The following is a 23,400-nucleotide window of genomic DNA, read 5'->3' as shown; positions in this document are numbered from 1 at the left end:
TCTCCGTGATACAATCTATCTAATTTAATCATCTTATCGAGAGAAGCAGAGGGATATGGCCCGATGAAGCTTCAGCAACCTCTAGCGCAGCTAGAAAGGTGCTAATTCCAGCAAGGTTTATCCTTGGAAGATAAGAGCGAGCGACTAAAAACCTCTCATTCTTATGCTGGAATGAGAGGTTTTTTTTGATTAGTGATAGAAATGGGGGGACATTGGAATGCCAATTAATATACCGAAAAGGCTACCAGCTGGAAATTTACTTAGAGAAGAAAAAATATTCGTCATGGAGGAGGACCGCGCTCGCACGCAGCAAATTCGTCCACTAAATATACTTGTATGCAATTTAATGCCTGAAAAAGAGAAAACGGAATTGCAGCTGCTGCGTTTACTTGGGAATACACCTCTTCAAGTGAATATTACCTTCTTAAATACAGCGACCTATGAATCGAGAAATGTATCCAAATCACATTTGCAGCTTTTTTACAAAACGTTTGATGAAATTAAGCATCGACGCTATGATGGAATGATTATTACCGGTGCGCCAGTTGAACGTATGGAATTTGAGGAAGTGCTATATTGGAAGGAAATTACATCTATTATGGATTGGGCAAAGGACAATGTCACGTCTATTATGAATATTTGTTGGGGGGCACAAGCAGCTTTATATCATCATTTTGGCATCGGTAAATACGAGCTTCCTAAAAAATGTTCCGGTGTTTATTCCCATGTCATAACGGATTTAACGGTTGACCTTGTACGCGGTTTCAGCGATGAATATGTAGCACCGCACTCCCGTCATACATCAGTTTCAATTGAAGAAGTCCGTAATCATCCCGAGCTGAAGCTGCTGAGCTATTCGGATGATGCCGGGGTATTTATCGTCCAATCGAAGGATAACAAACATATCATGATTACCGGACATCTGGAGTATGATGCTACCACGCTAAAAGACGAATATGTAAGAGATGTGGCAAAAGGAGATAATGTAGAACTTCCTGTAAATTACTTCCCGAATAATGATCCGTTAAAAGAACCAAAGAACACTTGGCGGGCTCACTCCCATCTTTTGTTCTATAACTGGCTGAATTATTATGTTTACCAAGAAACGCCGTACAAATGGGATTTTATCGAGGAAGATATCGAATATCATATTTAATGAAACATGGCTGTGCGACCGGTTACTATCGGGGCATAGCTTTTTTTATGAAGCAGCAGCAATAAAGTTAGAAAATTGAAACTATATAGCATTTTATTCGTAAATTAACTAAAAGGAGTTTATAAAAGGAGGGCTTTGCCATGCTATTCATCGTCGTTGTCCTTTCTATACCAGTATACGGCTATTGTATTTGGTCTTTATATGAGCCTGAGGAAGCCTTTTCTTCATGGATAAATGGCGCTATAAAGAAGTTCCTGAACTCTCCGATCTGCAGCTAAAACACATACGCTACGGCAGTATAACTGTGATAATTCTGATGTCGATCGGTATTTTAGCACTTGCCATTAATACAGTCGTATCAATAGTCAGATACTTTAATGGTTAACAAAGTTTATAATATCCAAACGTTAGGAGAGATTTGTCATGTGGAAACAGAAAATCATAGAAACAAAACGGGGTGCCTTTGAAATTTTCGAGTGTGGGGAAGGAGAGCCTCTTGCAGTTACACACTTATATAGTGAGTTTGATGAAAGGGGAAACGCTCTTGCTCATCCATTCACCCCTTACTATCATGTATTTTTAATCAACGTACGAGGTGCCGGACATTCTGTAAAAGCAAAAAATCCACAAGAATATCGAATGGAAGAGACGGTTGCTGACCTGGAGGCGATTCGTGAGAGCTTAGGCTTCGAAAAATGGGCTTTTGCTGGTCATTCCACGGGAGGGATGCTCGGTTTAAAATATGCAGCGATTACACCAGGGTCTATAAGCAAACTAATCGTGGGAGGGGCAGCTGCAAGTTACGAGTACGCTTTACATCCTGACTGTATGTACCATCATAAAAATAAAAACTATCCACGTATCATGGAGATTATGGAGGCACTAAATAATCCTGAGACTTCCGTAGAAAAACGGAAAAATCTCAGTTATGAATGGGCGCTGATGTCTTATTGTTCCGAGGAAAAGTTAAAGGACGCACTGAAGAAGCCAAACAGCGGCCGTACAATTGGAGAGCGTTTAGACTTTTTCAGAAAGGTAGATTACAGAGATTTTGATGTTAGAGAACAATTGAAGCATATTGATCTGCCAAGTTTTATTTATGCTGGTCGCTTTGATGCTCAATGTCCAGTGCAATTTGGCATTGAAATCGCAGAACTGCTTCCACATGCAGAACTCACAATTTTTGAAAAGAGCAACCATTTCCCGTTCTTAGAGGAGGCGGAAGCTTTCAAAGCATTCGTGGTTTCTACTCTACATACAACACATAGCTAGTCTGTCTCCTAAACAGGAAAAGCCGTGTTGCAATGAAAATACGGCTTTTTATTAGCTATTATTTTTTTATATTCTTGTACATCAGAATATCATCTACATACCGATTGTCTATTTTCACTTCATTTACTTTATGTCCTTCTTCTATAAAACCGAGCGACCGATATAAGTGAATTGCTCGTTCGTTTGAAGAAAGAACACCTAAGCAAACTTTTTCTATTTCCTCATGACATTCAGCCCAGGTCAGCAGGGCTTCAAGTAAAATTCTCCCAATTTTCATGTTGCGATATTCTTTCAGCACCATCATCCCGAAAGAACCTGTATGATTTAGACGAACACGGTTAGGGGATTGAAAAACCAGCCACCCTACCATTTCACCGTCAACTTCTGCTACGAGGATAATTTCCCGGCTATTTTGTAGAATATGTTGAATCCATTGCTTCTGATCATCAACGGTTTTATTGAACTCTTCCGGATCCGATAAAAGAAATTCCTTTTCTTCAATAATTTCTCTTTGGATTCTTAACATATTTTCAGCATCGTTTAGTAACCCTTCTCTTATTGTGATTGAATGTAACGTGTCCACTACTATTCCACCTTTCTCTTTTACAAAAAGAATATGTATAAAACAGCGTTTAAATAATTCCATATAAATACATTTTAGCGAATAAAATCAAAATAAAAAGTCCCTTAATTTTAGATCCTGGCCATTAGGCGCAATCAATCTCCTTTTAGGTACCTCCTTGATGTATGCATTAAGGAGGTACCTGTTGGAGATTTTTCTTACATACTAAATTACAGGATAATAATGTTCGTAACACGGATGAATATAAAACGGGGGTCTAGGCCCAATGATAGGTGCTTTGATCACCAAAGATTGATACGTTATTTGCGTTTTTTCGTTCGACTGATTCATTAATAAAAACCTTACTTTCGGATTGTAATAATAGTTGATTACCGTTACCTCCTATTTTTGATGCTCCTATAGTATTCAATTTTCAGAGCTTTTGACTATTAGTGGATGCACGCCTACTTCTTAATTCGCATATTCTAGGCAGAAGTCGTTTTGGGGAGGGATTCAATCCATTGACTAAGGAACAAAAATACCCGCTGTATCCCAACTACGGGAAGATAACTCGCTACGAGGAGATTGCATTAACTGTACCGGAGCAACGTCAATATCGCCAACCGGGTATAGAGGGTTTAATGATCCCAAAGCCAATTATTGAAAATCCGCTCTATATAGGAAGCGGAAAATTAAAAGGAAAAGTGGCCTTAATTACCGGAGGAGATAGCGGAATGGGGGCAGCAGCTGCCATTGCCTTTGCCAAGGAGGGAGCCGACGTCGCAATTTCCTACTTGGATGAACATGAAGATGCGACAAGGACAAAAAATAGAATTGAAGAAATTGGAAAACGGTGCCTTTTATTACCGGGCGATCTAAGAGAAAAAGCGCATTGTGCGGATATTGTGGAGAAGACAGTGGAGTCTTTTGGAAAGCTAGATATTCTATGTAACCATGTAGGGGTTCAATTTCAGCAATTAAACTTGACGGATATTACAGATGAGCAATTCGATGAAACATTTAAAATTAATATCTATTCTCATTTTTATACAACCCGCGCAGCATTAAAATACTTAACGGCAGGGAGTTCGATTATTAATACCTCTTCAGTAGTGGCCTTTGATGGGAATGAACAATTGATCGATTATACAGCTACAAAAGGGGCAAACATAGGATTTACCCGCGCATTATCCAAAAACTTAGTCAGCAAAGGAATTCGTGTGAATGCAATTGCTCCCGGACGGATCTGGACACCATTGATTCCTTCAAGTTTTTCTGCTGATCAAGTACCATTAGCAGGAAATCCAATGGATCGCCAGGGCCAACCATTTGAAGTAGCACCTACATTCGTCTATCTGGCATCGGACGATTCCAGATTTGTTACAGGCCAAACACTCCATGTGAATGGCGGTCAAGTTTTCGGTTAATGGAAAAATTTATAATATTTTTAAAATCATGAAGCGCACGCTGTTGCTAAAATAACATAAAAAAGAACGTAGAATAATAGTCAAAGAAAATCTCCTCTAGTCATAGAGAATTGGCGGAGGTTTTTATTGTTCATCAACCTGCTACAAGGAGTAGTGAAAAAAGCCGCTTGATAGAAGGGGATACATTCGTTTATCGTAAAAAAGACTATAGACAAACGCTATTGTTTCGCGTTATCTATAGTCTTACTTTCCTTTATGGGAATTTTGCTTTTTATACTATCTTGTGCGGATAAAATGCTGCGTCCAGTAGTTGCCGTTACTAGAATATCCAACACCGATATGTGTGTAATTGCTATTTAAAATATTCGCACGGTGGCCCGGAGAATTCATCCATGCGTTGACAACCTCTTCAGGGGAGCGCTGTCCTACCGCGATATTTTCACCTGCATAGCTGTAGGCAATATTGAAGCGGTTTAGGATATTTTGCATGCCGCCGTAATTTGGACTGTCATGACTCAAAATACGCGTAGCAGCCATATCATCCGTTTTAAACTGTGCAGACTGCATCAAGGAAGTACCCATCGCTAGTGGCTGAAGGCCATTTTCAACGCGTGCCTGATTCGTCAAGGCAATAACCTGATCTGCATAATTGTTACTTACCGGTCTTTCCGGAGCTCTTACTCCATCTCGCGCCCGTACAACAAAGCTTGCCATTTGGCCCCGTGTTACCGATGCATTTGGTGAGAATGTAGACGCCGATGTTCCGTTTGTGATGCCGGCGTTAAAAATAGTTTGAATATCGTATTTAAAGCTAGAACTGCTTGGGATATCATGGAATGGATACGTAATAGCCTTTGCCTGCTCTAACGAAAACGCACGAGTTAAAATTTTTGCCATCTGTGCACGCGTCAGCCACTCATTTGGACGGAATGTATGATCGCTGGAATAGCCGCTTATAATATTGCGTTCATTTAACGCCTGAATGGCATTATAATATTCAGAGTTTTTAGGTACATCCTTGAACTGCTGCTGAGCTTGATTGTTAGAAGTCAGATTGAGAGATTTCGCAATAATTTTAGCAGCTTGTGCCCGTGTTACGTAATTGTTAGGGCGAAATGTGCCATCGCTATAACCGGACAAGATATCTTTGGATGCCAGGTTTTCGATAGAGGCATAGTGGCTGTTCTTTGCCGGTACATCCTTGAATGTTGCAGCATCCGCCTTTATTGGCACAATACATGCTGCCAACATCAGGCAGCAGGCAAGGACTAGTTTGTTAATCTTCAAGATGTCTTCACCTTTCTTTCATAATAGTTTTTGATAATTATAGACGTCTATAAGTACCTATACCATCAAAAATTTACTTTGAAACGCAAACTTAAGTCTTATGAAATAGAAAGGGGATATTGTTAATAAACTGAAATGAATGTTACAGAAGATACATAAGGGAGAATAATGTAGATTATATAAATAACCCCATCTGCCTAGGGATGCAGATGGGGTTCAGCTCGTACATTCCCTCTCGAAATAGGGGAATGGGGATAATAATATATATGCGACTATGTAGTAATTTATTCTCTTATAACATAACGTTTGATTTCGAAAAGAAATACATAAAGCCTCACAAGAATAATAGGGCCAACATTTAGCTGACTTATGACTTCTGCCTAATTGTAAACAGAGCTTTCAGTACCTGTTACGAGATAGAATAGTTTTTCGTTCACAATGAGAGCCCATTGAACAATTGGGCCGAGACCGAAAGACATATTGACGGTACCAATGCCAATAGGGCCGCCCAGGAAGAAGCCTAGAACAGCAACCGTGATTTCCATCGTAGTACGTGCACGTCCAACGCTCCAACCAAGCTTATGCGTAACTAGAAGCATGAGTGTATCACGCGGACCGACACCAAGGTTTGCGACAATGTACATACCCGAGCCAAAGCCAAGGAAGAACAGACCAAAGCAAAAAGCAATCAATTGCGGGAAGAATCCATCAACGCTGGGTAATATACTGTTGAAAACATCAATAAAAATTCCGGCAAGAAACATATCCAAAAAAGTCCCCATCTTCGGGAAACGCTTCATTACGGCTGAATCGACAGCCAATATTAGCAGACCAACAATAATAGACCACGAACCAATTGTTAATCCTGCCGTTTCTGCGAGGCCAATATGAAGCACGTCCCAGGAGCCTACACCGATCAGTTTTGCTTTAATAGTTAAAGTGATGCCAAATGATAAAACAATAATGCCAAGTAAAAAGAATGCACTGCGCCAATAAATAAGTTTGTTCATAAAATTTCTCTGCCTTTTTCATATATCGGTAATAGACTGCTATATAACAAACTTTATTATAGCGGGGAGAAGGGGAGAAACGCGTTTTTCAGCAAATTCCGAAGATAAAGACTTTATCGCTCTTCTGCTTTCTTTCGTTTGGGATATGTAACCACACTACATAAAGCAACAGCCTAACAACAACAAAAGAAGCAATGAAAGAGAGCTCCTTCATTGCTTCTGTCTTATGCATTTTTCAATTCACGTTTCTTTTCGTCCTCTGCAATATAAAGAGCGCATGTTAAATCACCAGTAATATTAACCAATGTACGTGTCATATCAAGCAAGCGGTCGATCCCGATAATTAAGGCAATACCAGCAACCGGCAGACCTACTGACTCTAGCACCATGGCCAGCATAATCATACCAGCTCCTGGCACAGCTGCAGTACCAATGGAAGCCAGCACTGCTGTCAGCACCACGACCAGCATATCCTGAATAGATAAATCCACGCCAAATACTTGTGCGATGAAGATCGTGGCAACGCCTTGCATAATTGCTGTCCCATCCATGTTGATTGTGGCACCAAGAGGCTGAACAAAGCTGCTGATCGGTTTTGGAACACCTAATTTAGTTTGGGCTACATCCATTGCAATAGGTAACGTAGCACTACTGCTTGAGGTACTGAAGGCAACCGTCATTGCTGGAATAAATTCCTTCATTACTTTGATTGGATTTTGCTTCGCAAGCAGCTTCATAGCACCACCGTAGACGACAATAAAATGAAGTGCCAGTGCTAGGAAAACAACCACCATATACAAGAACATAGCTTTTAATGCATCAAAACCTTGTTTACCAACGGCTGAAGCGATTAACCCAAATGTTCCAATCGGCGCAAACTTCATGACTAATCCAACTAAAAACATCATTATTTCATTACCTTGTTCGAGGAAACGTTTAAAGATATCCACTTTTTCTCCTAATGCTGCAACACCAATTCCAATAAATAGTGCAAAGAAAATAATCGCCAGCATATCTCCAGAAGCCATAGCTTCAATTGGATTGGCTGGAATAATTCCTAGAAGTGTATCGGTAACTGGCGGAGCTTCACTCGATTCGTATTCTAAGTTGGTTGTATCAAATGAGCCCCCGACCCCTGGCTTTAAAAGTAATGCTAAAATTATCCCTATCGTAATAGCAACAGCAGTAGTAGAAAGGAAGAATACCATTGTTTTACCACCCATACGGCCGAGTTTCTTAGGATCACCAATATTGGCTACTCCCACCGCGATGGAGAAAAACACAAGCGGTACAATAAGCATTTTAATTAAATTCAGAAATATCGTACCTAGTGGTGTAAAGACATAACCGTCTAACGGCTCAAACCAGTTATCTGCAAAAATATTAATTAATATTCCTGTAATGGCACCAAGCGCAAGTGCCCATAAGATCCTTGTAGCTAATTTCATAATAGCCCTCCCTAAAAAGAATGAAAACGATAACAATTAGTTTATTTTCGCTGTAAACAGTATAAAAGAGTTTTTTCGAGAAAATAATTAATCGATTGAAATCGAAGTAATTTTGATAGAAATAACGATATTTAGTGTTTGAAGGACAAGAGAAACTTATAAATACCCTTGTGATAGAGGCTTTAGGAAGTAGTTTTCATTATCTATTAACCTATAAATTACAATTTCAAACAGCGTTTCTTCTTGTTAGACAGCCAAATGAGGGTGTCTTATACAATTTCAACTAATCTTTTAAAAAGGGATGGTTTGTAATCTTAAGTTTATGGAAATAGCCACTTTTCTAAAGAAGGGGGGCGTACTATTAAAAGACAGCGTTACTGGATCCAGGTACTGCTAAAACTGAAAGCTATGTAAAACAGCTGCAGAAGGCGATAGGTAGTTAGAGTATTAGCAATGAGCAAGTTCATTTAAATGAACCTATCCCTCAATTTGTTTACGTCATATGGAGTAGGTGAATCCTATCCAGGACAAACAAGTGCCTGACATCCCAAAATTATCTCGAAAACGTTCAAACTCAAATGGGGAACATCTATTTTTCAGTTGCTCCCTTTACTAAGTGAGGCAGCCCCTTAAACAAAATCAGTAAAAAAGCCATTCTACGAACATGTAGAATGGCTTTGTGGTTATTATGAATGCATAATCATACCACCGTTGACATGGATACATTGACCTGTAATGTACGAACCGTCATCGGATGCTAATAAAACGTAGGCACCTGCCAGTTCGCTCGGTTGGCCCGGACGCTTCATTGGTGTCTCTGTACCGAACTCTTCCACTTTATCCGAATCAAAAGAAGAAGGGATAAGCGGTGTCCAAATTGGACCTGGCGCCACCATATTGACGCGAATTCCATCATCAATAAGATTTTGAGCAAGGCTTCGAGTAAATCCAACAATCGCTCCCTTAGTCGTCGTATAATCAATCAACGTTTTGTGACCGCGGTAGGCATTAATAGAAGTTGTGGAAATGATTGAGCTGCCAGGCTTCATATGCGGAACTACCGCTTTAGTTAAATAGAAGATTCCATCCAGATTAATGCCGAACGTCTTACGCCATTGCTCAATTGTAATATCAACGAAGTGATCAACAGGGTACTGAACCGCTGCGTTATTCACTAAAATATCAATCTTGTTAAATGTATCAAGTGCAGTTTTGACAATCATGTCACTTGTCCCTGGTTCAGAAATGTCCCCAGGTGCTAATACTGCCTTAGCTCCTGCTTCTTCAACGAGGCGCTTCGTTTCCTCAGCGTCGCTTTGTTCTTCAGATAAGTAGCTAATTACTAGGTTGGCGCCTTCCTTTGCGTAAGCGATTGCTACTGCACGTCCAATCCCTGAGTCACCACCTGTAATAATTGCGACACGGTCCTTAAGTTTTCCGCTGCCCGCATATTCTTTTGGCTGAGTCGGAAGTGGCTTCATTTTTGATTCAATCCCGGGCTGCTTTTCTTGCTGTTGCGGTGGTGTGCCGCCTACTTGTTTGTTTTCAACATTTGTCATGAAAAAAGCCTCCTTTATATTGTCTCCCTACTTCTTTAACCGGCCATTATGATTTTAAACAATTTTTAAGACTGTTGAAGTCGAATAAAAAGGTTTGGAAACCCTTAATTCTTGGATTTCCAAACCTTTATTTTATTCGTATTTTAAAGTTTATATTGTTTCACAAGAGTATCAAGCTCTGTCGCAAGTGCTGCGAGGCGTTCTGTACCATTCGATACTTCAGTAATTAGTTCACTTGATTGAATGGCTGTTGCAGTTGTCTCTTCAATGCCGGCAGATGCTTCTTCTGTAATAGCCGAAATTTCTTGAATTGCTGCATTGATTGTTTGGCTTTCCGTTGCCATATTTCCGATATTATCGATTACGAGCAGTATATTTTCCGCAACATGCTGCATCGCTTCATTAATTGAGTTGAAGGTATTAGCTGTCGTCTGCAATTGTGCAGAGCCAGCGCTCGCTTCAGCGTAGCCTTTATCAAGGGACTTATTAACCTCAACAGTATCCTGTTGGATTGCCTGCATAATGATTGTAATCTCATCTACAGAAACAGCTACCTGATCGGCCAGTTTTCGTACTTCTTCTGCTACGACTGCAAACCCTTTTCCGTGTTCACCTGCACGTGCTGCTTCAATCGAAGCGTTTAGTGCCAGCAGATTCGTTTGGTTGGCAACGTCCTTGATAATCGCAACGAACGAGGAGATATCCTTTGTTTGATTATCAAGTTTGTCCATTTTCTTTTTTGTTTCCTCCACTACATGGAAGATAGAGGACATTTGTTCATTTGAACGGTTAATTTGCACTTTGCCATCATTTGAAAAATCAACAACCCTCGTAGTAAGTTCCTGTAACTCAACAGTGCGGGAATTAGTATTTTGCATTTTAAGTGCGTAGTCGTTCATAAGGGAAGAGAGTTCAGTTGCTGCATCAATCTGTCTTTCAGCACCGCTTGACAGCTCTTCCATTGTGTTCGCAATCTGCTGAGAACCGAGTGCAACCTCTTTTGAAGCAGATGCCAGCTCCTCACTATATGAGGAGACTTCTGCGGCCGATACAGTCACGTCTGATAAGGTATTTTTTAAATTCCCCTGGAAACTCCTGATGTTGATAATCAGTTCACCGATTTCATCGTTACGTTCCTTTACATGCAGCTCTTGTCGCAAATCACCCGTTGCCATGACAGTCATTTGTCCAGAAATAGCCTTCACTGGTTTAGAGATAGAACGGCTGAATAAAATAGCGATGATTATGCCTGTCCCAATTGCCCCGAGGAGTACAGCTACGGCAATAAAGAATATCTGTTTTTTCGTATTCCATATAATAGAGATGTCCTGACTAATATGTATTGTTCCGATAATTTTGGACTCAGTAGGATCATACATCGGCATGAATGTTTCATACAGGAGCTCATCCTTTTGCTGAATTGTTTCCCCGTTGTTCACAGCAGCTAAAATGGATTGATCTTTCATAGAATTTCCGATATGATCCGCCACTGAAGAAACAACAACCTTCTGCTCCTCGTTATAGAGATCGATTGCAAGACCTGGAACAAGATTCTGCAGGTCCTTAACAAACGAATCATTTAGACCTGTCTGGATTGTACCAACAATCTTTCCGTTAATCTTCAGCGGAGCAAAAGCCCTTACTGATAGACCGCTGCTTCCAAATTCAAAACCAGCCGAAGTCTCTCCGGTTAAAGCATTCTGAATGGCAGGAAGATCGCTTTTATCATCGCCAAATGACTCTGGGTTATGTCCCCTTACGAGTACCTTACCGTTAATGTCGCCGATTTCCATAACCGTTAAGCCATGTTCCTTATTCAATCGGCTATATAGAGGTAATATAGCATTTTGAACAGCGGCCCGATCTTCATCAGCAAGCGCTTGTAAAAGCACGCTGTCTTCAGCATATAAAGATGTGAGTTCTAGAAGTTCCTGAGAAGTTGTCTTAAAATGTTCTTGTACCATATACTCGAACTCTTTTTGCTGCTTTTCACTCATCGTATTTAAACTAGCAGTAGAAGTGAAAAAAAGGATTACTCCTGTAATAACGAGAGAGAGTATGATAACTGATAAAAATACGGAAATTAGTTTTTTGTTTAATGAATCAAATTTCATAGGCGCTCCTTCCTGATAATCAGCCTCATTATAGCACAAACGACTGGTAACTTTTACAGGATTTTCTGCTTACATAGTAAAAACCTGCTACACACTTGTAGCAGGTTTATATTCGTACTTTAGTTCACTTATTGCTGTATCAACAGATACATGTAAATTATGTCCGTTGAAAAACCATTCATCTGCCTTTTCAATATAGAAATGAACACCTTCTAGTTCAGTTTCCACACCGATTTCATGAGGAAGCTCTCGATTCATACCAAGAGAAAATCCTTCATGAAAAGGGGAGGAGCCGCCATATCTAGCATAAAAGCGAATGTAATCGCCGGGTTCTACCTCCATCTCTTCTTTAAACCATTCATATGCTTCATTTGCTATCAGTATTTTCAAAATTATCACCTCTAGTTCTATTATGCCGACACTCTAGCATAATGAAAATAAAAAGCCCTCAAAAAGAGGGCTTTTATTATAGAATGTTGAATGCTGAGAAACGTATGTGCTCTGATGAGTAGTAGATATCAGTTATATCCAAGTTACTTTCGGTTCTGTCCCATTCTTGATGCGCTGGATATTTGCACGATGACGATAGATGATAAAAGTGGATAAGACCGCTACTAAAATGCATAATGCCCATTCACCTGTGACAACTCCGTAAATAATACTGTAAATAAGTGCAATCAAAGATGCGATCATAGATGTAAGGCTGACCATTTTCGTAATTTTTAATGAAATTAAGAAAACGATAACCAGGATAACAAATAGCGGCCATGTATAACCGAGCAGCACACCCGCACTGGTCGCAACAGCTTTACCGCCTCTAAAGCTTGCAAAGATAGGAAACATATGACCGACAACAGCTATAGCTCCTAATAAGAGCGGATGAATTGATGAGTCTTGGAAATAAGGGATGAGCGGCAGTAATACAGCTGCCGTACCTTTGAGCACATCCATCACCGTGACGATGATGCCTGCTTTCTTTCCTAGGATACGGAAGGTGTTCGTTGCTCCTAAATTTCCACTTCCGTGTTCTCGTATGTCCGTTTTATAAAACGCTTTTCCTATCCACAGGCCTGAGGGAATCGAACCAATTAGATAAGCACAAAGTATTATCAATGCATTCACCATGCGTTGTGCCCCTTTCAATATTCAAAATTATTAGTTGGTGCTAATAGGTTGTAATAAATATTTTACACGCTTTTAAATAAATTAGAAAGTATTAATTTTGTAATGATGCGGCTTTATATAGAGGAAAAAGCCGATCTGTCATACAATTAACTAAAACAGACAGTCACTGGTGTAATTCAGTAGATAAGGAAATATTTTATTGTATATTTTGTGATAAAAGAAGGAAAAGACAAGGTGCTTCATGAATTTCAATAGAGCGTGAACTTTTAATGAGACAGAGTTAATGTTACAATAAATGTCTGATTGCGTTCTTTGGAAACATTGACATGGCCTACTTTTCGCAGTACGATTAGTAGTAAATAGAACGTTTGTTTGGTTTTGGAGGGGAATAGATTTGGCAAAAAAACAGCCAGGCATCGCGTATAACGACGATGCAATTCAAGTATTAGAAGGTTTAGAAGCTGTTCGTAAAAGACCAGGGATGTATATCGGTTCCACAGACGGGCGTGGCCTTCATCATTTAGTCTATGAAATAGTCGATAATGCTGTTGATGAAGCGCTTGCTGGTTTTGGTACACATATCATCGTAAAAATTCACGAAGACAACAGCCTAAGTGTACGTGACTTCGGACGCGGGATGCCTACAGGTATGCATAAAATGGGGAAACCGACTCCGGAAGTCATCTTTACGATACTGCATGCCGGCGGGAAGTTCGGTCAAGGCGGTTATAAAACAAGTGGAGGCTTGCACGGTGTTGGTTCATCCGTTGTAAATGCTCTCTCATCCTTTTTAGAAGTAACAATTCACCGGGATGGGGTCATCCATCGCCAGCGTTTTGAAAATGGAGGGAAACCCGCTACTTCACTAGAATCGATTGGCAAAACGAAAGAAACAGGTACCCTTGTCCACTTCTTACCGGACAAGGAGATTTTTTCTGTCACGAAGTTTAACTATGATACACTGGCGGAGCGCTTAAGAGAATCAGCATTTCTGCTGAAAGGCTTGAAAATTGAACTGATTGATGAGCGCGGCGAAGGCCAGCACGATGTTTTCTTTTACGAAAATGGGATCGAGGCATTTGTTGCTTACCTAAATGAGGAAAAGGATGTTCTACATCCAGTCAAATACGTGGAAGGGTCTCAACACGACATTGAGGTCGAATTTGCTTTCCAATTTAATGACGGCTACTCAGAGACAATCCTATCGTTTGTTAATAACGTTCGTACCCGTGATGGCGGGACACATGAAACAGGTGCAAAATCAGCCCTGACACGTGTATTCAATGAGTATGCACGCAAAATCGGCCTGCTGAAGGAAAAGGATAAAAACCTTGAAGGGACAGATATCCGAGAAGGTTTATCCGCTATCGTTTCTGTCCGTATTCCAGAGCATCTGCTGCAATTTGAAGGGCAGACGAAAGGCAAGCTTGGGACAAGCGAAGCGCGTTATGCTGTAGATACAGTTGTATCAGAGCAGCTTCTTTACGTACTCGAAGAAAACGCAGAATTGTCTGCCTCGCTTGTGCGAAAAGCTATTCGTGCGCAGCAGGTGAGAGAAGCCGCTCGAAAAGCACGGGAAGATGCCCGTAATGGTAAAAAGAATAAAAAAGGGGCAACCATTCTTTCAGGGAAATTGACTCCGGCTCAGTCGAAAAATGCGTCAAAAAATGAGCTCTACCTGGTAGAAGGAGATTCCGCAGGCGGTTCAGCGAAGCAGGGACGTGATCGGAGCTTCCAAGCAATCCTGCCGCTCCGCGGGAAGGTTATCAATACAGAGAAAGCCAAACTGCAAGACATTATGAAAAACGAAGAAATTTCTACCATCATCCATGCGATTGGTGCTGGGGTAGGCACAGATTTCAATGTGGAAGATGCGGCGTACGATAAGGTTGTAATCATGACCGATGCCGATACAGACGGCGCACACATTCAAGTCCTCCTATTGACATTCTTCTACCGCTATATGCGGCCACTTGTCGAAGCAGGGAAGGTGTTCATCGCCCTGCCACCTCTATACAAAGTATCGAAAGGCAGCGGAAAAAAAGAAATCATCGAATATGCCTGGACTGAAAGAGAGCTGCAGTCGGCTATGAAAAAAGTCGGCAAAGGCTATATTATTCAGCGTTATAAAGGCCTAGGCGAGATGAATGCCGATCAATTATGGGATACAACGATGAATCCTGAAACACGTACACTGATTCGGGTAACGATTGAAGATGCTGCACGGGCAGAGCGTCATGTGACAACACTCATGGGTGATAAAGTAGAGCCTCGTCGAAAATGGATTGAATCAAATGTCAACTTCGGTATGGAGGAAGACGGCAACATTTTGGAAAACGAGCACATTCATGAGGAGGAAGTATAATGTCACAGGAACGTTTTCAAGACTTACCATTAGAAGAAATTATGGGTGACCGTTTTGGTCGCTATTCAAAATATATTATTCAAGACCGGGCTCTGCCTGATGCGCGGGACGGCCTAAAACCAGTACAGCGACGCATTTTATATGCAATGTACAATGAGGGCAATACACATGATAAGCCATTTCGTAAATCAGCGAAGACAGTCGGTAACGTAATCGGTAACTTCCATCCGCACGGTGATTCATCCGTTTATGAGGCAATGGTTCGGATGAGTCAGGACTGGAAGGCACGTCATATGCTAATTGAAATGCATGGAAATAACGGTTCTGTGGATGGTGATCCGCCTGCAGCGATGCGTTATACAGAAGCTCGTTTATCGGCTATTTCGGCTGAATTACTGCGAGATATTACAAAACGTACGGTTGAGTTTGTGCCGAATTTCGATGATCAGGATATGGAGCCGACTGTATTGCCTGCACGCTTCCCGAACCTGCTTGTTAATGGTTCAACAGGGATTTCGGCGGGCTATGCGACTGATATTCCGCCACATAATTTGGCAGAAAGTCTGGATGCTGTATTAATGCGCCTGGATAAACCAGAGGCAACAATAGATGAGCTAATGACTGTGCTAAAAGGTCCTGACTTCCCGACAGGTGGTATTATCCAAGGGGTAGACGGAATTAAAAAGGCGTATGAGACAGGCAGAGGGAAAATTATCGTACGTGCCAAAGCGGACATCGAACCGATTAAAGGCAGCAAAGAGCAAATTGTCATTACAGAGCTTCCATACGAAGTAAATAAGGCAAACCTTGTGAAGAAAATCGATGAGCAGCGTCTTGATAAGCGATTAGAAGGAATTGCAGAAGTGCGTGATGAATCAGATCGTATGGGTCTTCGTATCGTAATCGAAATGAAGAAGGATATTCCAGCAGTAGGAATTTTAAATTACCTGTATAAAACAACGGATCTGCAAGTCGCTTACAACTTTAATATGATTGCTATTCACGACCGCCGTCCAACGATGATGACATTACCACTCATTTTGGATGCGTACATAGCCCACCAAAAAGAAGTGGTAACGAAACGCTCTGAATTTGATCTTCAAAAAGCGAAGGATCGTCTGCATATCGTAGAAGGATTAATCAAAGCTCTATCAATCTTGGATGAAGTCATTGCTACTATCCGAGGTTCGAAGGATAAACGTGATGCTAAAACGAATTTAATGACGAAGTTCTCCTTCACAGAAGTGCAGGCAGAAGCAATTGTCAGCTTACAATTATACCGTTTGACGAATACGGATATTACAGAGCTTCAACAAGAACATGAAGAGTTAACAAAGCTCGTTGATAAGCTTTCTGCTATCTTAAAGGATGAGAAAAAGCTGATTAAAGTAATTAAATCAGAGCTATTGGATATTAAAAAACGCTTTAGCGAACCGCGACGTTCTCAAATTCAAGCGGAGATTGAAGAAATTAAAGTGACATTGGACGTACTTGTACCAAGTGAAGAAGTTGTCGTGACAGTAACGAAGGACGGCTATGTGAAACGGACGAGCCAGCGTTCCTATGCGGCATCAAACGGCAAGGATTTTGCTATGAAGGAATCTGATTACCTGTTGTATGAAGAAACACTGAATACACAGCACTTCTTATTGCTCTTTACAAGCAAGGGGAATTATATCTATCAGCCTGTTCATGAGCTGCCGGATATTCGCTGGAAGGATCTCGGACAGCATATTTCAAGTATTGTACCGATCGATGCAAATGAAGAGATCGTTTCTGTTATTGGTGTTGATAAATTTGACCATGAAGACACATATATCTTTACTGCAACAAAAGAGGGCCAGATCAAGCGTTCAGCTCTTGCGGACTATGTCGTAACACGATATTCGAAGCCGATTAAGACAATGAACTTAAAAGGGAACGATGAAATGATGATGGCAGAGCTTGTTACTTCCAAAAAGCAAGTTCTTTTGACAGCGAACACAAGTTATAGTATACGCTTTGATATGGAAGAGCTGCCTGTGACAGGTGTTAAAACAGCCGGCGTGAAAGGGATTCAATTAAAAGAAGGTGAGTACCTGGCAGCGGCAAATATCCTAGAGCCAGGCACAGAGCAGGATATTGTCATTGTGACGCAGCGGGGAGCTGTAAAACGCATGAGCGTATCTGAAATTGAGCCAGGGAACCGGGCAAAACGTGGAGTTGTTACATTAAAAGAACTAAAATCAAATCCACATCGCGTCTTTGCAATTGTCGTAGTAAAGGTGTCTGACACAATTTTACTAGAAACAGAAAAAGGTGTGCAGGAAGAAATCCAGGTAGTCAATCTATCACGCGCCGACCGTTACTCAAACGGCTCATTACGTGTAGATACAGCAGGGGATGGTAAGCTTGTACGCGTTGTTACGGTAAAGCAGCAATAAGCAGCAGAGAACTCTAAAGCATTACGAAACGATTAGTCGTCTTCGTAATGCTTTTTGTGTTTCCTGTATTCTTTATCCAGCGTTTCCTTTTTCGACTTTGTCATTCGTACATGTGTAGAAAAATCAGTTGCACCACGTATTTCTGCTACATCTTTTCCATGCTGCCGCAATAGTTTCAAGCGTTTTTTTCTTGCTTCAGATTTTGCCAATTTTAACACCTCCTGTCCTATATTTTACCGGGCTGTATAGAAGGTGAAAAGTAAAAAGATTAAAACATCGTTTTCAAAATAGAAAGGACCATTACTTTTTGTCATTAGGTCTGTTAAATTGAAACTTTCTTTTCTATATAAAAAGACTCCTGACCGAAGTCAGAAGTCAAACCCCTTTATAAAACGTTGTTGAACCCTTTGTATGAATTAAAATTAGTGAGATACATCCTGAACAGAAATACCAGTTTGTGCTTTTACCTCTACTTCACGGTAAATCGTTGGATCTTCAGCAGGTGATAGGTAGCTGCCTAACCAACCAGCGATGAATCCTAGTGGTACAGAGATAATTGCAGGGTTTGTTAACATAATTAACGGATCTCCAACAAAAATCGCTTTTCCTTCTACTGGATTCCAAACGTTTGGTGACATAGATACTAATACTAGAGCTGAAATCAAACCTGTTAACATAGCCGAAATAGCGCCAGTTGTGTTAAAGCGTTTCCAGTAAATAGTGTAAAGGATTACTGGTAAGTTTGCTGATGCTGCAATACAGAAGGCGAATGATACTAGGAACGCTACGTTTAATGTTTGTGCACCTAATGCAAGAATGATTGAAACAACGGCGATTGCGATTGAGCCAATACGAGCAGCAAATACTTGCTCTTTTTCTGTAATTTTGCCTTTTTTAATAATCTGACCATAAATATCATGCGATAGGGCAGAGGCACCTGAAAGTACAAGACCAGCTACTACCGCTAAGATTGTTGCGAATGCTACCGCACATACAAATGAGAATAGGATATCGCCGCCTAAAGCTTCTGCAAGAAGCGGGGCAGCCATGTTACCCGCTGCATTTGCTGCAATAATATCATCCACACCTACAAATGCTGCTGCACCGAAACCTAGGAAGATTGTTAAGATATAGAAAATCCCTACAATCCATGTAGCCCAGATAACAGAAGAGCGAGCAGTTTGCGCATCTTTTACTGTGAAGAAACGCATAAGGATATGCGGAAGACCAGCTGTACCTAATACTAATGCAATAAGCATTGAGATTGTATCAATTCCGTTTGTATATTTTAAACCTGGGTTTAAATAGGCTTCACCATTTGCTGTTGCCGTTTTCATTTCTGAGAACATCGTTAAAATGTTGAAGTCGAATTTTGCTAATACAAGGAAGGAAATGATGACTGTACCTAACATTAATAAACAAGCTTTAATAATTTGTACCCAAGACGTTGCTGTCATACCACCGAAAAGCACGTAAACTGTCATCATAAAGCCTACCAAAAGTACCGCAACCCAATAAGGGATACCTAATAGTAATTGAATAAGTGCACCTGCACCAACTAGTTGTGCAATCATGTAGAACAATACGATAGTAATAGTCGAAAGGGCTGCAACCCCGCGAACTTTTGCTTTATCAAAACGAGCTGTGATCATATCAGCTAGCGTAAACTTACCTAAGTTACGTAAAGGTTCCGCTACGATGTAAAGTACAACTAAATAAGCTACTAAGTAACCGATTGAGAAGAAGAATCCATCGAAACCAAATAGGGCAATGGAACCAGCGATCCCTAAGAAGGATGCGGCCGATAAGTAGTCACCGGCAATAGCAAGTCCATTCTGCCAACCTGTCAAACCGCCACCGGCAGTGTAGAAGTCACTCGCACTTGATGTGCGTCTTGATGCCCACCATGTGATCACCAATGTTAAACCAACGATTGCTACGAAAAATATTATCGCTGTAGGACTCATTAGCTAACACCCCTTTCATATTCCTCGATGATAGCTTTTGCATCACGATCAAAGCTGTTTGCTTTTGCTACATATAAATGCGCAAGTACCCATGTCATGATGAATAATCCTCCAGAGTAAATCCACACCCAAGTGATATCCCCAATTGCCTTGTGATGTAAGATCTCTGTGTAAGAAGTTAATACCGGCAGCAGCATATATGCCACCATGAAAACCGCTGTGAGCGTCCAAAGAAAAGCGTTCTTTTTCTTTGTCAATTTTTTGAACGACTCCAACTGTGCGATTTTTTCATAATCCACAACTGGACTATTTTTCGCCATAAACATACCCCCTAATTTGTGAAAGTTTTTACTGCTTAATGGTTGTAAAATTCTACTTAATAGCTTTTACACCTCTCATTTTATGGGAGCGTTCACACAATTGCAATAGTTTTTCTAGAAATTATGCAAAAAAAATTTTTATAAAAATAGTTTAAAAGAGAAAATAAAAGTATTTTATAGAGAAATAATGATATTTTTTTGTGTTATATCACATGCAGTGGTGCTATTATTGAAGAAAAAGAGGGGGTTGACAAATAAAAAACAGCTGTATCTAATACAGTGCTGGTCAAATGTGAAAAGGAAAAAAAATATATTATATTATTCGTAATTAAGAAAATGAAAAAGAAATTAATATACTTTAATAGGAATTAATCGAAAAAATACGGGCTGTACAATAAGATTTTTTCTTATATACAGCCCGTATAATATACTTGAAAACTAGCAAATATATTATCGTGTTAGTGGGAAATGTCCGAGACAGAAATACCTGTATTCGTTTTTAAGCGAATTTCTTTATATACCTCTTCGGCCTGCTTTTGATCTGCTTTGCTGGCAGTAATTACAGTCGCGAGCTAACGTGCAAAGAAATCTAATCGTAATGCTTACCGGGTGTGCAAGCGGCACGATCAGTTCGCCTATAAAAATGGCAGCGCCTGAAGTGCTCTAGTTATTTAGTATCGTTGCTCCTAATGCATGGCACGACCCCAAACCTGGTACCATTGCTGCAATTGCCCTATAGGAGTTGAATTTCTACCAGTAGAATGACCGGCAAGTTTGCAGAGGCACCGATACAGAAGGCGAATAGCACTAAATGAAACGTTTAATGTCTGTGCAAAAAGCACCAGAAGAATACCTCCATCTTTCAATAGTTCACTATAAACATCTTGGGAATAGCTGATGAAGAAAAAACAGCTATCCACAAAGTGGTGAAAAGTCTGATTGTAAATTGATGTTCACGATTTTAGTGAATAGGTAGAAAAAATGCTCCCTTAACCGATAATTTACTCGGTTAAACTTTACAAATGAATGGTTATTCATTTATCATAGAGTTAAATTGTTAAATATTTTAGAAGATTCATTAAATGTTTAGCAGAAGGATAGGGGGAGAATGTATGGAATTACCGGTAATTGTGGCACCTATGTTTTTGATTTCTACACCTAAAATGGTGATTGAGTCATCAAGAGCGGGCATGATCGGATCATTTCCGCTGTTGAATGCCCGCCCTGCAAGCGAGTGCGCAAAATGGCTTCAGGAGATTAAGGAGGCATTGCCTACAGAGCCTTGGGCAGTCAATTTTATTTGTCATGAGCGGGAAAATGCTCGTTATGAAGAAGACCTCAATCTTATTAAAGAATACCAGCCGCCGATTGTTATTACATCTCTTGGCAACCCTGCACCAGTCGTTGAAGCGGTACATGCTTACGGCGGTAAAGTATTTGCAGATGTTATTTATGTTAAGCATGCAAAGAAGGCAGCGATGGCGGGCGTGGATGGTCTAGTGCTTGTGACAGCAGGTGCTGGTGGACACGGCGGGACATTGAATCCATTTGCATTTATTTCAGAGGTTCGGGCATTCTTTAATGGCATTATTTGCTTAGCTGGCACGCTTTCGAGTGGAGCAGATATTGTAGCAGCAAGACTTATGGGCGCTGACTATGCTTATATTGGTACTCGTTTCCTAACAGCAGCCGAAGGAAATACGACTGAAGACTTTAAGGATATGGTCATTGATAGCCAAATTGAAGACATTATTTATACAGATGCTTTCAGCGGGGTGCATGCTAATTATCTAATTCCATCGCTTATAAAAAATGGAATTGACCCGCGAAACCTTCAATCAAAAGGTAAACTCGATTTCTCTGTCATGACAGACGCCAAGGCGTGGAAGGATATTTGGTCAGCAGGTCAGGGCGTAGGGAATGTAAAAGAACGCCAAACAGTGGCGGAAATTGCTGCAGAGCTTCGTTCTCAAATGGAAACTGCAATCGAAAAGGCAGGCACGTTATTGTCTAAAGAAAATGTGTAAAAAATGGCCCAAGAGCGATCTTGGGCTTTTTATGTGGAAGAAAAACATAAAAGAAGAAGGTATATTCGTTCGATGGAATATACCTTCTAAGTAATTTAGATTTCGTATTCGATATTTTTAATCTGGCTATTACTGATTCTTGGGGAAGGCTGTGCATTATATACTCTTGAATAAGGAGGCACAGAATGCGTCAGCCAAATATTACTACCGAGCACTGTATCATGGCCGATTTTCGTCTGGCCGCCTAAAATCGTAGCACCTGCGTAAATAATGACATTGTCCTCAATATCAGGATGGCGTTTTACCCCTTTAATCGGATTGCCTTCTTCATCAAGCGGGAAGCTTAGCGCACCTAATGTTACCCCTTGGTAGATCTTTACGTTATTACCGATCGTACATGTTTCGCCAATTACGACCCCTGTCCCGTGGTCAATAAAGAACGATTCCCCAATCGATGCACCTGGATGAATATCAATACCTGTCAATTGATGCGCATACTCAGACATAATACGAGGGATGATTTTCACATCTAGGTTATAAAGTTCATGGGCGATGCGATGGATGCAGACCGCTGTAATGGATGGATAGCTTAATAAAATCTCCTCTGTGGAAATAGCTGCTGGGTCCCCGTTATAGGCCGCTTGAATATCTGTTTGAATTACTCTGCGAATCGTTGGCATTTTATTAATTAGCTCCATTACCACTTCATCCGCTTTTTCTCTGCATTTTTTTTCGCAGATTGGTGTGCCTTCAGCATCGCGGTTATAGATTAATACCTTTTCGATAATATCCCCAAGATCCATCGCGGCTGTTCGTAAGCAGTTGCTTGCTTCCGCATTGATTCTCATATCATTAATCGGTCTGCTCCCATACATCCCTGGGAATAATGCTACCTGAAAGTTATGAAGAATCTGGTAAATTGTATTTTTACCGTGTAAACCGATAGAATTCTCGATGTCCACGTATTGCCTATTAATCTCATCTAGAGAATTGGCGATATTCGGTACTTCGTTGTTCAACCATTCATTAAATTTCATAGCTTTATACCCCTTACAATTTATTAAGACAAATACTGCCTTGGCTACTATGTCTATTGCTTAACTTTTTTCATTGTACAATGATTTAGAAAATTATGCAGTAGTTCTGATTTCAGTTTTATAATGTAATAGCTAAAATTGTCTGCTTCCTTATTAGGTTTTTTTAAAAGAGGCAAATTCGATAGAACTGGAATCCCTTAAAAAAAGCTTTCTTGCATTGTACCATATGATTTATTTTGACAAAGAACGATTATTCACATGACCAACCGAAGACTCTCGTTAGGGTATAAATATAAAAAAT

Annotated in this window: 19 protein-coding genes and 1 riboswitch; of the genes, 7 read left to right on the top strand and 12 right to left on the bottom strand. The window is 40.5% G+C overall.

The window, feature by feature from the left end:
• Nucleotides 1–30 precede the first annotated feature (30 nt).
• Nucleotides 31–137: riboswitch (SAM riboswitch) on the top strand.
• An 80-nt stretch (nucleotides 138–217) separates the two neighbouring features.
• From metA to AA0Y26_RS11515, 3 genes are all read left to right on the top strand, one after another.
• Nucleotides 218–1,156 carry a homoserine O-acetyltransferase MetA gene (gene metA, locus AA0Y26_RS11525; protein WP_413367988.1) on the top strand — a complete coding sequence of 313 codons (939 nt, stop codon included), beginning with the start codon at nucleotides 218–220 and terminating at the stop codon, nucleotides 1,154–1,156.
• A gap of 140 nt (nucleotides 1,157–1,296) precedes the next feature.
• The gene (locus AA0Y26_RS11520) at nucleotides 1,297–1,434 is read left to right on the top strand and encodes a hypothetical protein (protein WP_413367986.1); all 138 of its coding nucleotides are present in this window, start codon (nucleotides 1,297–1,299) and stop codon (nucleotides 1,432–1,434) included.
• Nucleotides 1,435–1,579: 145 nt separating this feature from the next.
• The gene (locus AA0Y26_RS11515; protein WP_413367984.1) at nucleotides 1,580–2,428 is read left to right on the top strand and encodes an alpha/beta fold hydrolase; all 849 of its coding nucleotides are present in this window, start codon (nucleotides 1,580–1,582) and stop codon (nucleotides 2,426–2,428) included.
• A gap of 58 nt (nucleotides 2,429–2,486) precedes the next feature.
• Here the strand turns inward: AA0Y26_RS11515 and AA0Y26_RS11510 are convergent, their stop codons facing one another.
• Nucleotides 2,487–3,011, bottom strand: coding sequence for an N-acetyltransferase family protein (locus tag AA0Y26_RS11510; protein ID WP_413367982.1), 525 nt, complete (start codon nucleotides 3,009–3,011; stop codon nucleotides 2,487–2,489).
• A gap of 500 nt (nucleotides 3,012–3,511) precedes the next feature.
• Here AA0Y26_RS11510 and AA0Y26_RS11505 point away from each other — a divergent pair, with 500 nt between their 5' ends.
• A complete protein-coding gene (locus AA0Y26_RS11505; RefSeq protein WP_413367980.1) occupies nucleotides 3,512–4,417 on the top strand; it encodes an SDR family oxidoreductase in 906 nt (301 codons plus the stop codon).
• A 276-nt stretch (nucleotides 4,418–4,693) separates the two neighbouring features.
• On the opposite strand, the gene AA0Y26_RS11500 is transcribed toward AA0Y26_RS11505, so the two are convergent.
• The 7 genes from AA0Y26_RS11500 to plsY form a co-directional block, all read right to left on the bottom strand.
• Nucleotides 4,694–5,704, bottom strand: coding sequence for an S-layer homology domain-containing protein (locus tag AA0Y26_RS11500; RefSeq protein ID WP_413367978.1), 1,011 nt, complete (start codon nucleotides 5,702–5,704; stop codon nucleotides 4,694–4,696).
• Between the two features lie 380 nt (nucleotides 5,705–6,084).
• A complete protein-coding gene (locus tag AA0Y26_RS11495) occupies nucleotides 6,085–6,714 on the bottom strand; it encodes a YczE/YyaS/YitT family protein (protein WP_413367976.1) in 630 nt (209 codons plus the stop codon).
• Nucleotides 6,715–6,938: 224 nt separating this feature from the next.
• The gene (locus tag AA0Y26_RS11490; RefSeq protein WP_413367974.1) at nucleotides 6,939–8,162 is read right to left on the bottom strand and encodes a dicarboxylate/amino acid:cation symporter; all 1,224 of its coding nucleotides are present in this window, start codon (nucleotides 8,160–8,162) and stop codon (nucleotides 6,939–6,941) included.
• Between the two features lie 686 nt (nucleotides 8,163–8,848).
• Complete coding sequence (locus AA0Y26_RS11485; RefSeq protein ID WP_413367972.1) at nucleotides 8,849–9,721, bottom strand: SDR family oxidoreductase; 873 nt, start codon at nucleotides 9,719–9,721, stop codon at nucleotides 8,849–8,851.
• Between the two features lie 143 nt (nucleotides 9,722–9,864).
• The gene (locus AA0Y26_RS11480; protein ID WP_413367970.1) at nucleotides 9,865–11,835 is read right to left on the bottom strand and encodes a methyl-accepting chemotaxis protein; all 1,971 of its coding nucleotides are present in this window, start codon (nucleotides 11,833–11,835) and stop codon (nucleotides 9,865–9,867) included.
• 87 nt (nucleotides 11,836–11,922) lie between these two features.
• Nucleotides 11,923–12,225 (bottom strand): HesB/YadR/YfhF family protein, encoded by a 303-nt coding sequence (locus AA0Y26_RS11475; RefSeq protein ID WP_413367968.1) that lies wholly within the window; start codon nucleotides 12,223–12,225, stop codon nucleotides 11,923–11,925.
• 132 nt (nucleotides 12,226–12,357) lie between these two features.
• Nucleotides 12,358–12,960 carry a glycerol-3-phosphate 1-O-acyltransferase PlsY gene (gene plsY / locus AA0Y26_RS11470; protein ID WP_413367966.1) on the bottom strand — a complete coding sequence of 201 codons (603 nt, stop codon included), beginning with the start codon at nucleotides 12,958–12,960 and terminating at the stop codon, nucleotides 12,358–12,360.
• A gap of 394 nt (nucleotides 12,961–13,354) precedes the next feature.
• Here plsY and parE point away from each other — a divergent pair, with 394 nt between their 5' ends.
• Both parE and parC read left to right on the top strand, forming a co-directional pair.
• Nucleotides 13,355–15,325, top strand: a complete 1,971-nt coding sequence (gene parE / locus AA0Y26_RS11465; RefSeq protein WP_413367964.1) for a DNA topoisomerase IV subunit B — start codon at nucleotides 13,355–13,357, stop codon at nucleotides 15,323–15,325.
• Nucleotides 15,325–17,748 (top strand): DNA topoisomerase IV subunit A, encoded by a 2,424-nt coding sequence (gene parC, locus AA0Y26_RS11460; RefSeq protein WP_413367962.1) that lies wholly within the window; start codon nucleotides 15,325–15,327, stop codon nucleotides 17,746–17,748. Before parE ends, parC begins: the two co-directional genes overlap by 1 nt.
• 32 nt (nucleotides 17,749–17,780) lie before the next feature.
• On the opposite strand, the gene AA0Y26_RS11455 is transcribed toward parC, so the two are convergent.
• The 3 genes from AA0Y26_RS11455 to AA0Y26_RS11445 all read right to left on the bottom strand — a co-directional run bounded on the left by AA0Y26_RS11455 (nucleotide 17,781) and on the right by AA0Y26_RS11445 (nucleotide 20,035).
• Nucleotides 17,781–17,957, bottom strand: a complete 177-nt coding sequence (locus AA0Y26_RS11455) for a hypothetical protein (RefSeq protein WP_413367960.1) — start codon at nucleotides 17,955–17,957, stop codon at nucleotides 17,781–17,783.
• Between the two features lie 213 nt (nucleotides 17,958–18,170).
• On the bottom strand, nucleotides 18,171–19,715 hold the full coding sequence (locus tag AA0Y26_RS11450; RefSeq protein WP_413367958.1) for a cation acetate symporter: 1,545 nt from the start codon (nucleotides 19,713–19,715) through the stop codon (nucleotides 18,171–18,173).
• Nucleotides 19,715–20,035, bottom strand: a complete 321-nt coding sequence (locus tag AA0Y26_RS11445; protein WP_413367956.1) for a DUF485 domain-containing protein — start codon at nucleotides 20,033–20,035, stop codon at nucleotides 19,715–19,717. The genes AA0Y26_RS11450 and AA0Y26_RS11445 overlap by 1 nt, the downstream gene beginning before the upstream one ends.
• A 1,112-nt stretch (nucleotides 20,036–21,147) precedes the next feature.
• Here AA0Y26_RS11445 and AA0Y26_RS11440 point away from each other — a divergent pair.
• Nucleotides 21,148–22,062: an NAD(P)H-dependent flavin oxidoreductase gene (locus AA0Y26_RS11440; RefSeq protein WP_413367954.1), complete on the top strand. Its 915-nt coding sequence runs from the start codon at nucleotides 21,148–21,150 to the stop codon at nucleotides 22,060–22,062.
• Between the two features lie 95 nt (nucleotides 22,063–22,157).
• On the opposite strand, the gene epsC is transcribed toward AA0Y26_RS11440, so the two are convergent.
• Nucleotides 22,158–23,099, bottom strand: a complete 942-nt coding sequence (gene epsC / locus AA0Y26_RS11435) for a serine O-acetyltransferase EpsC (RefSeq protein ID WP_413367952.1) — start codon at nucleotides 23,097–23,099, stop codon at nucleotides 22,158–22,160.
• Nucleotides 23,100–23,400 lie beyond the last annotated feature (301 nt).

It is taken from the genome of Lysinibacillus canaveralius (genome assembly GCF_047301505.1).
Taxonomy (GTDB): Bacteria; Bacillota; Bacilli; order Bacillales_A; family Planococcaceae; genus Lysinibacillus_B.
Note: the sequence above shows the minus strand (reverse complement) of the source record. Positions and strands in the feature narration are given on the sequence as shown.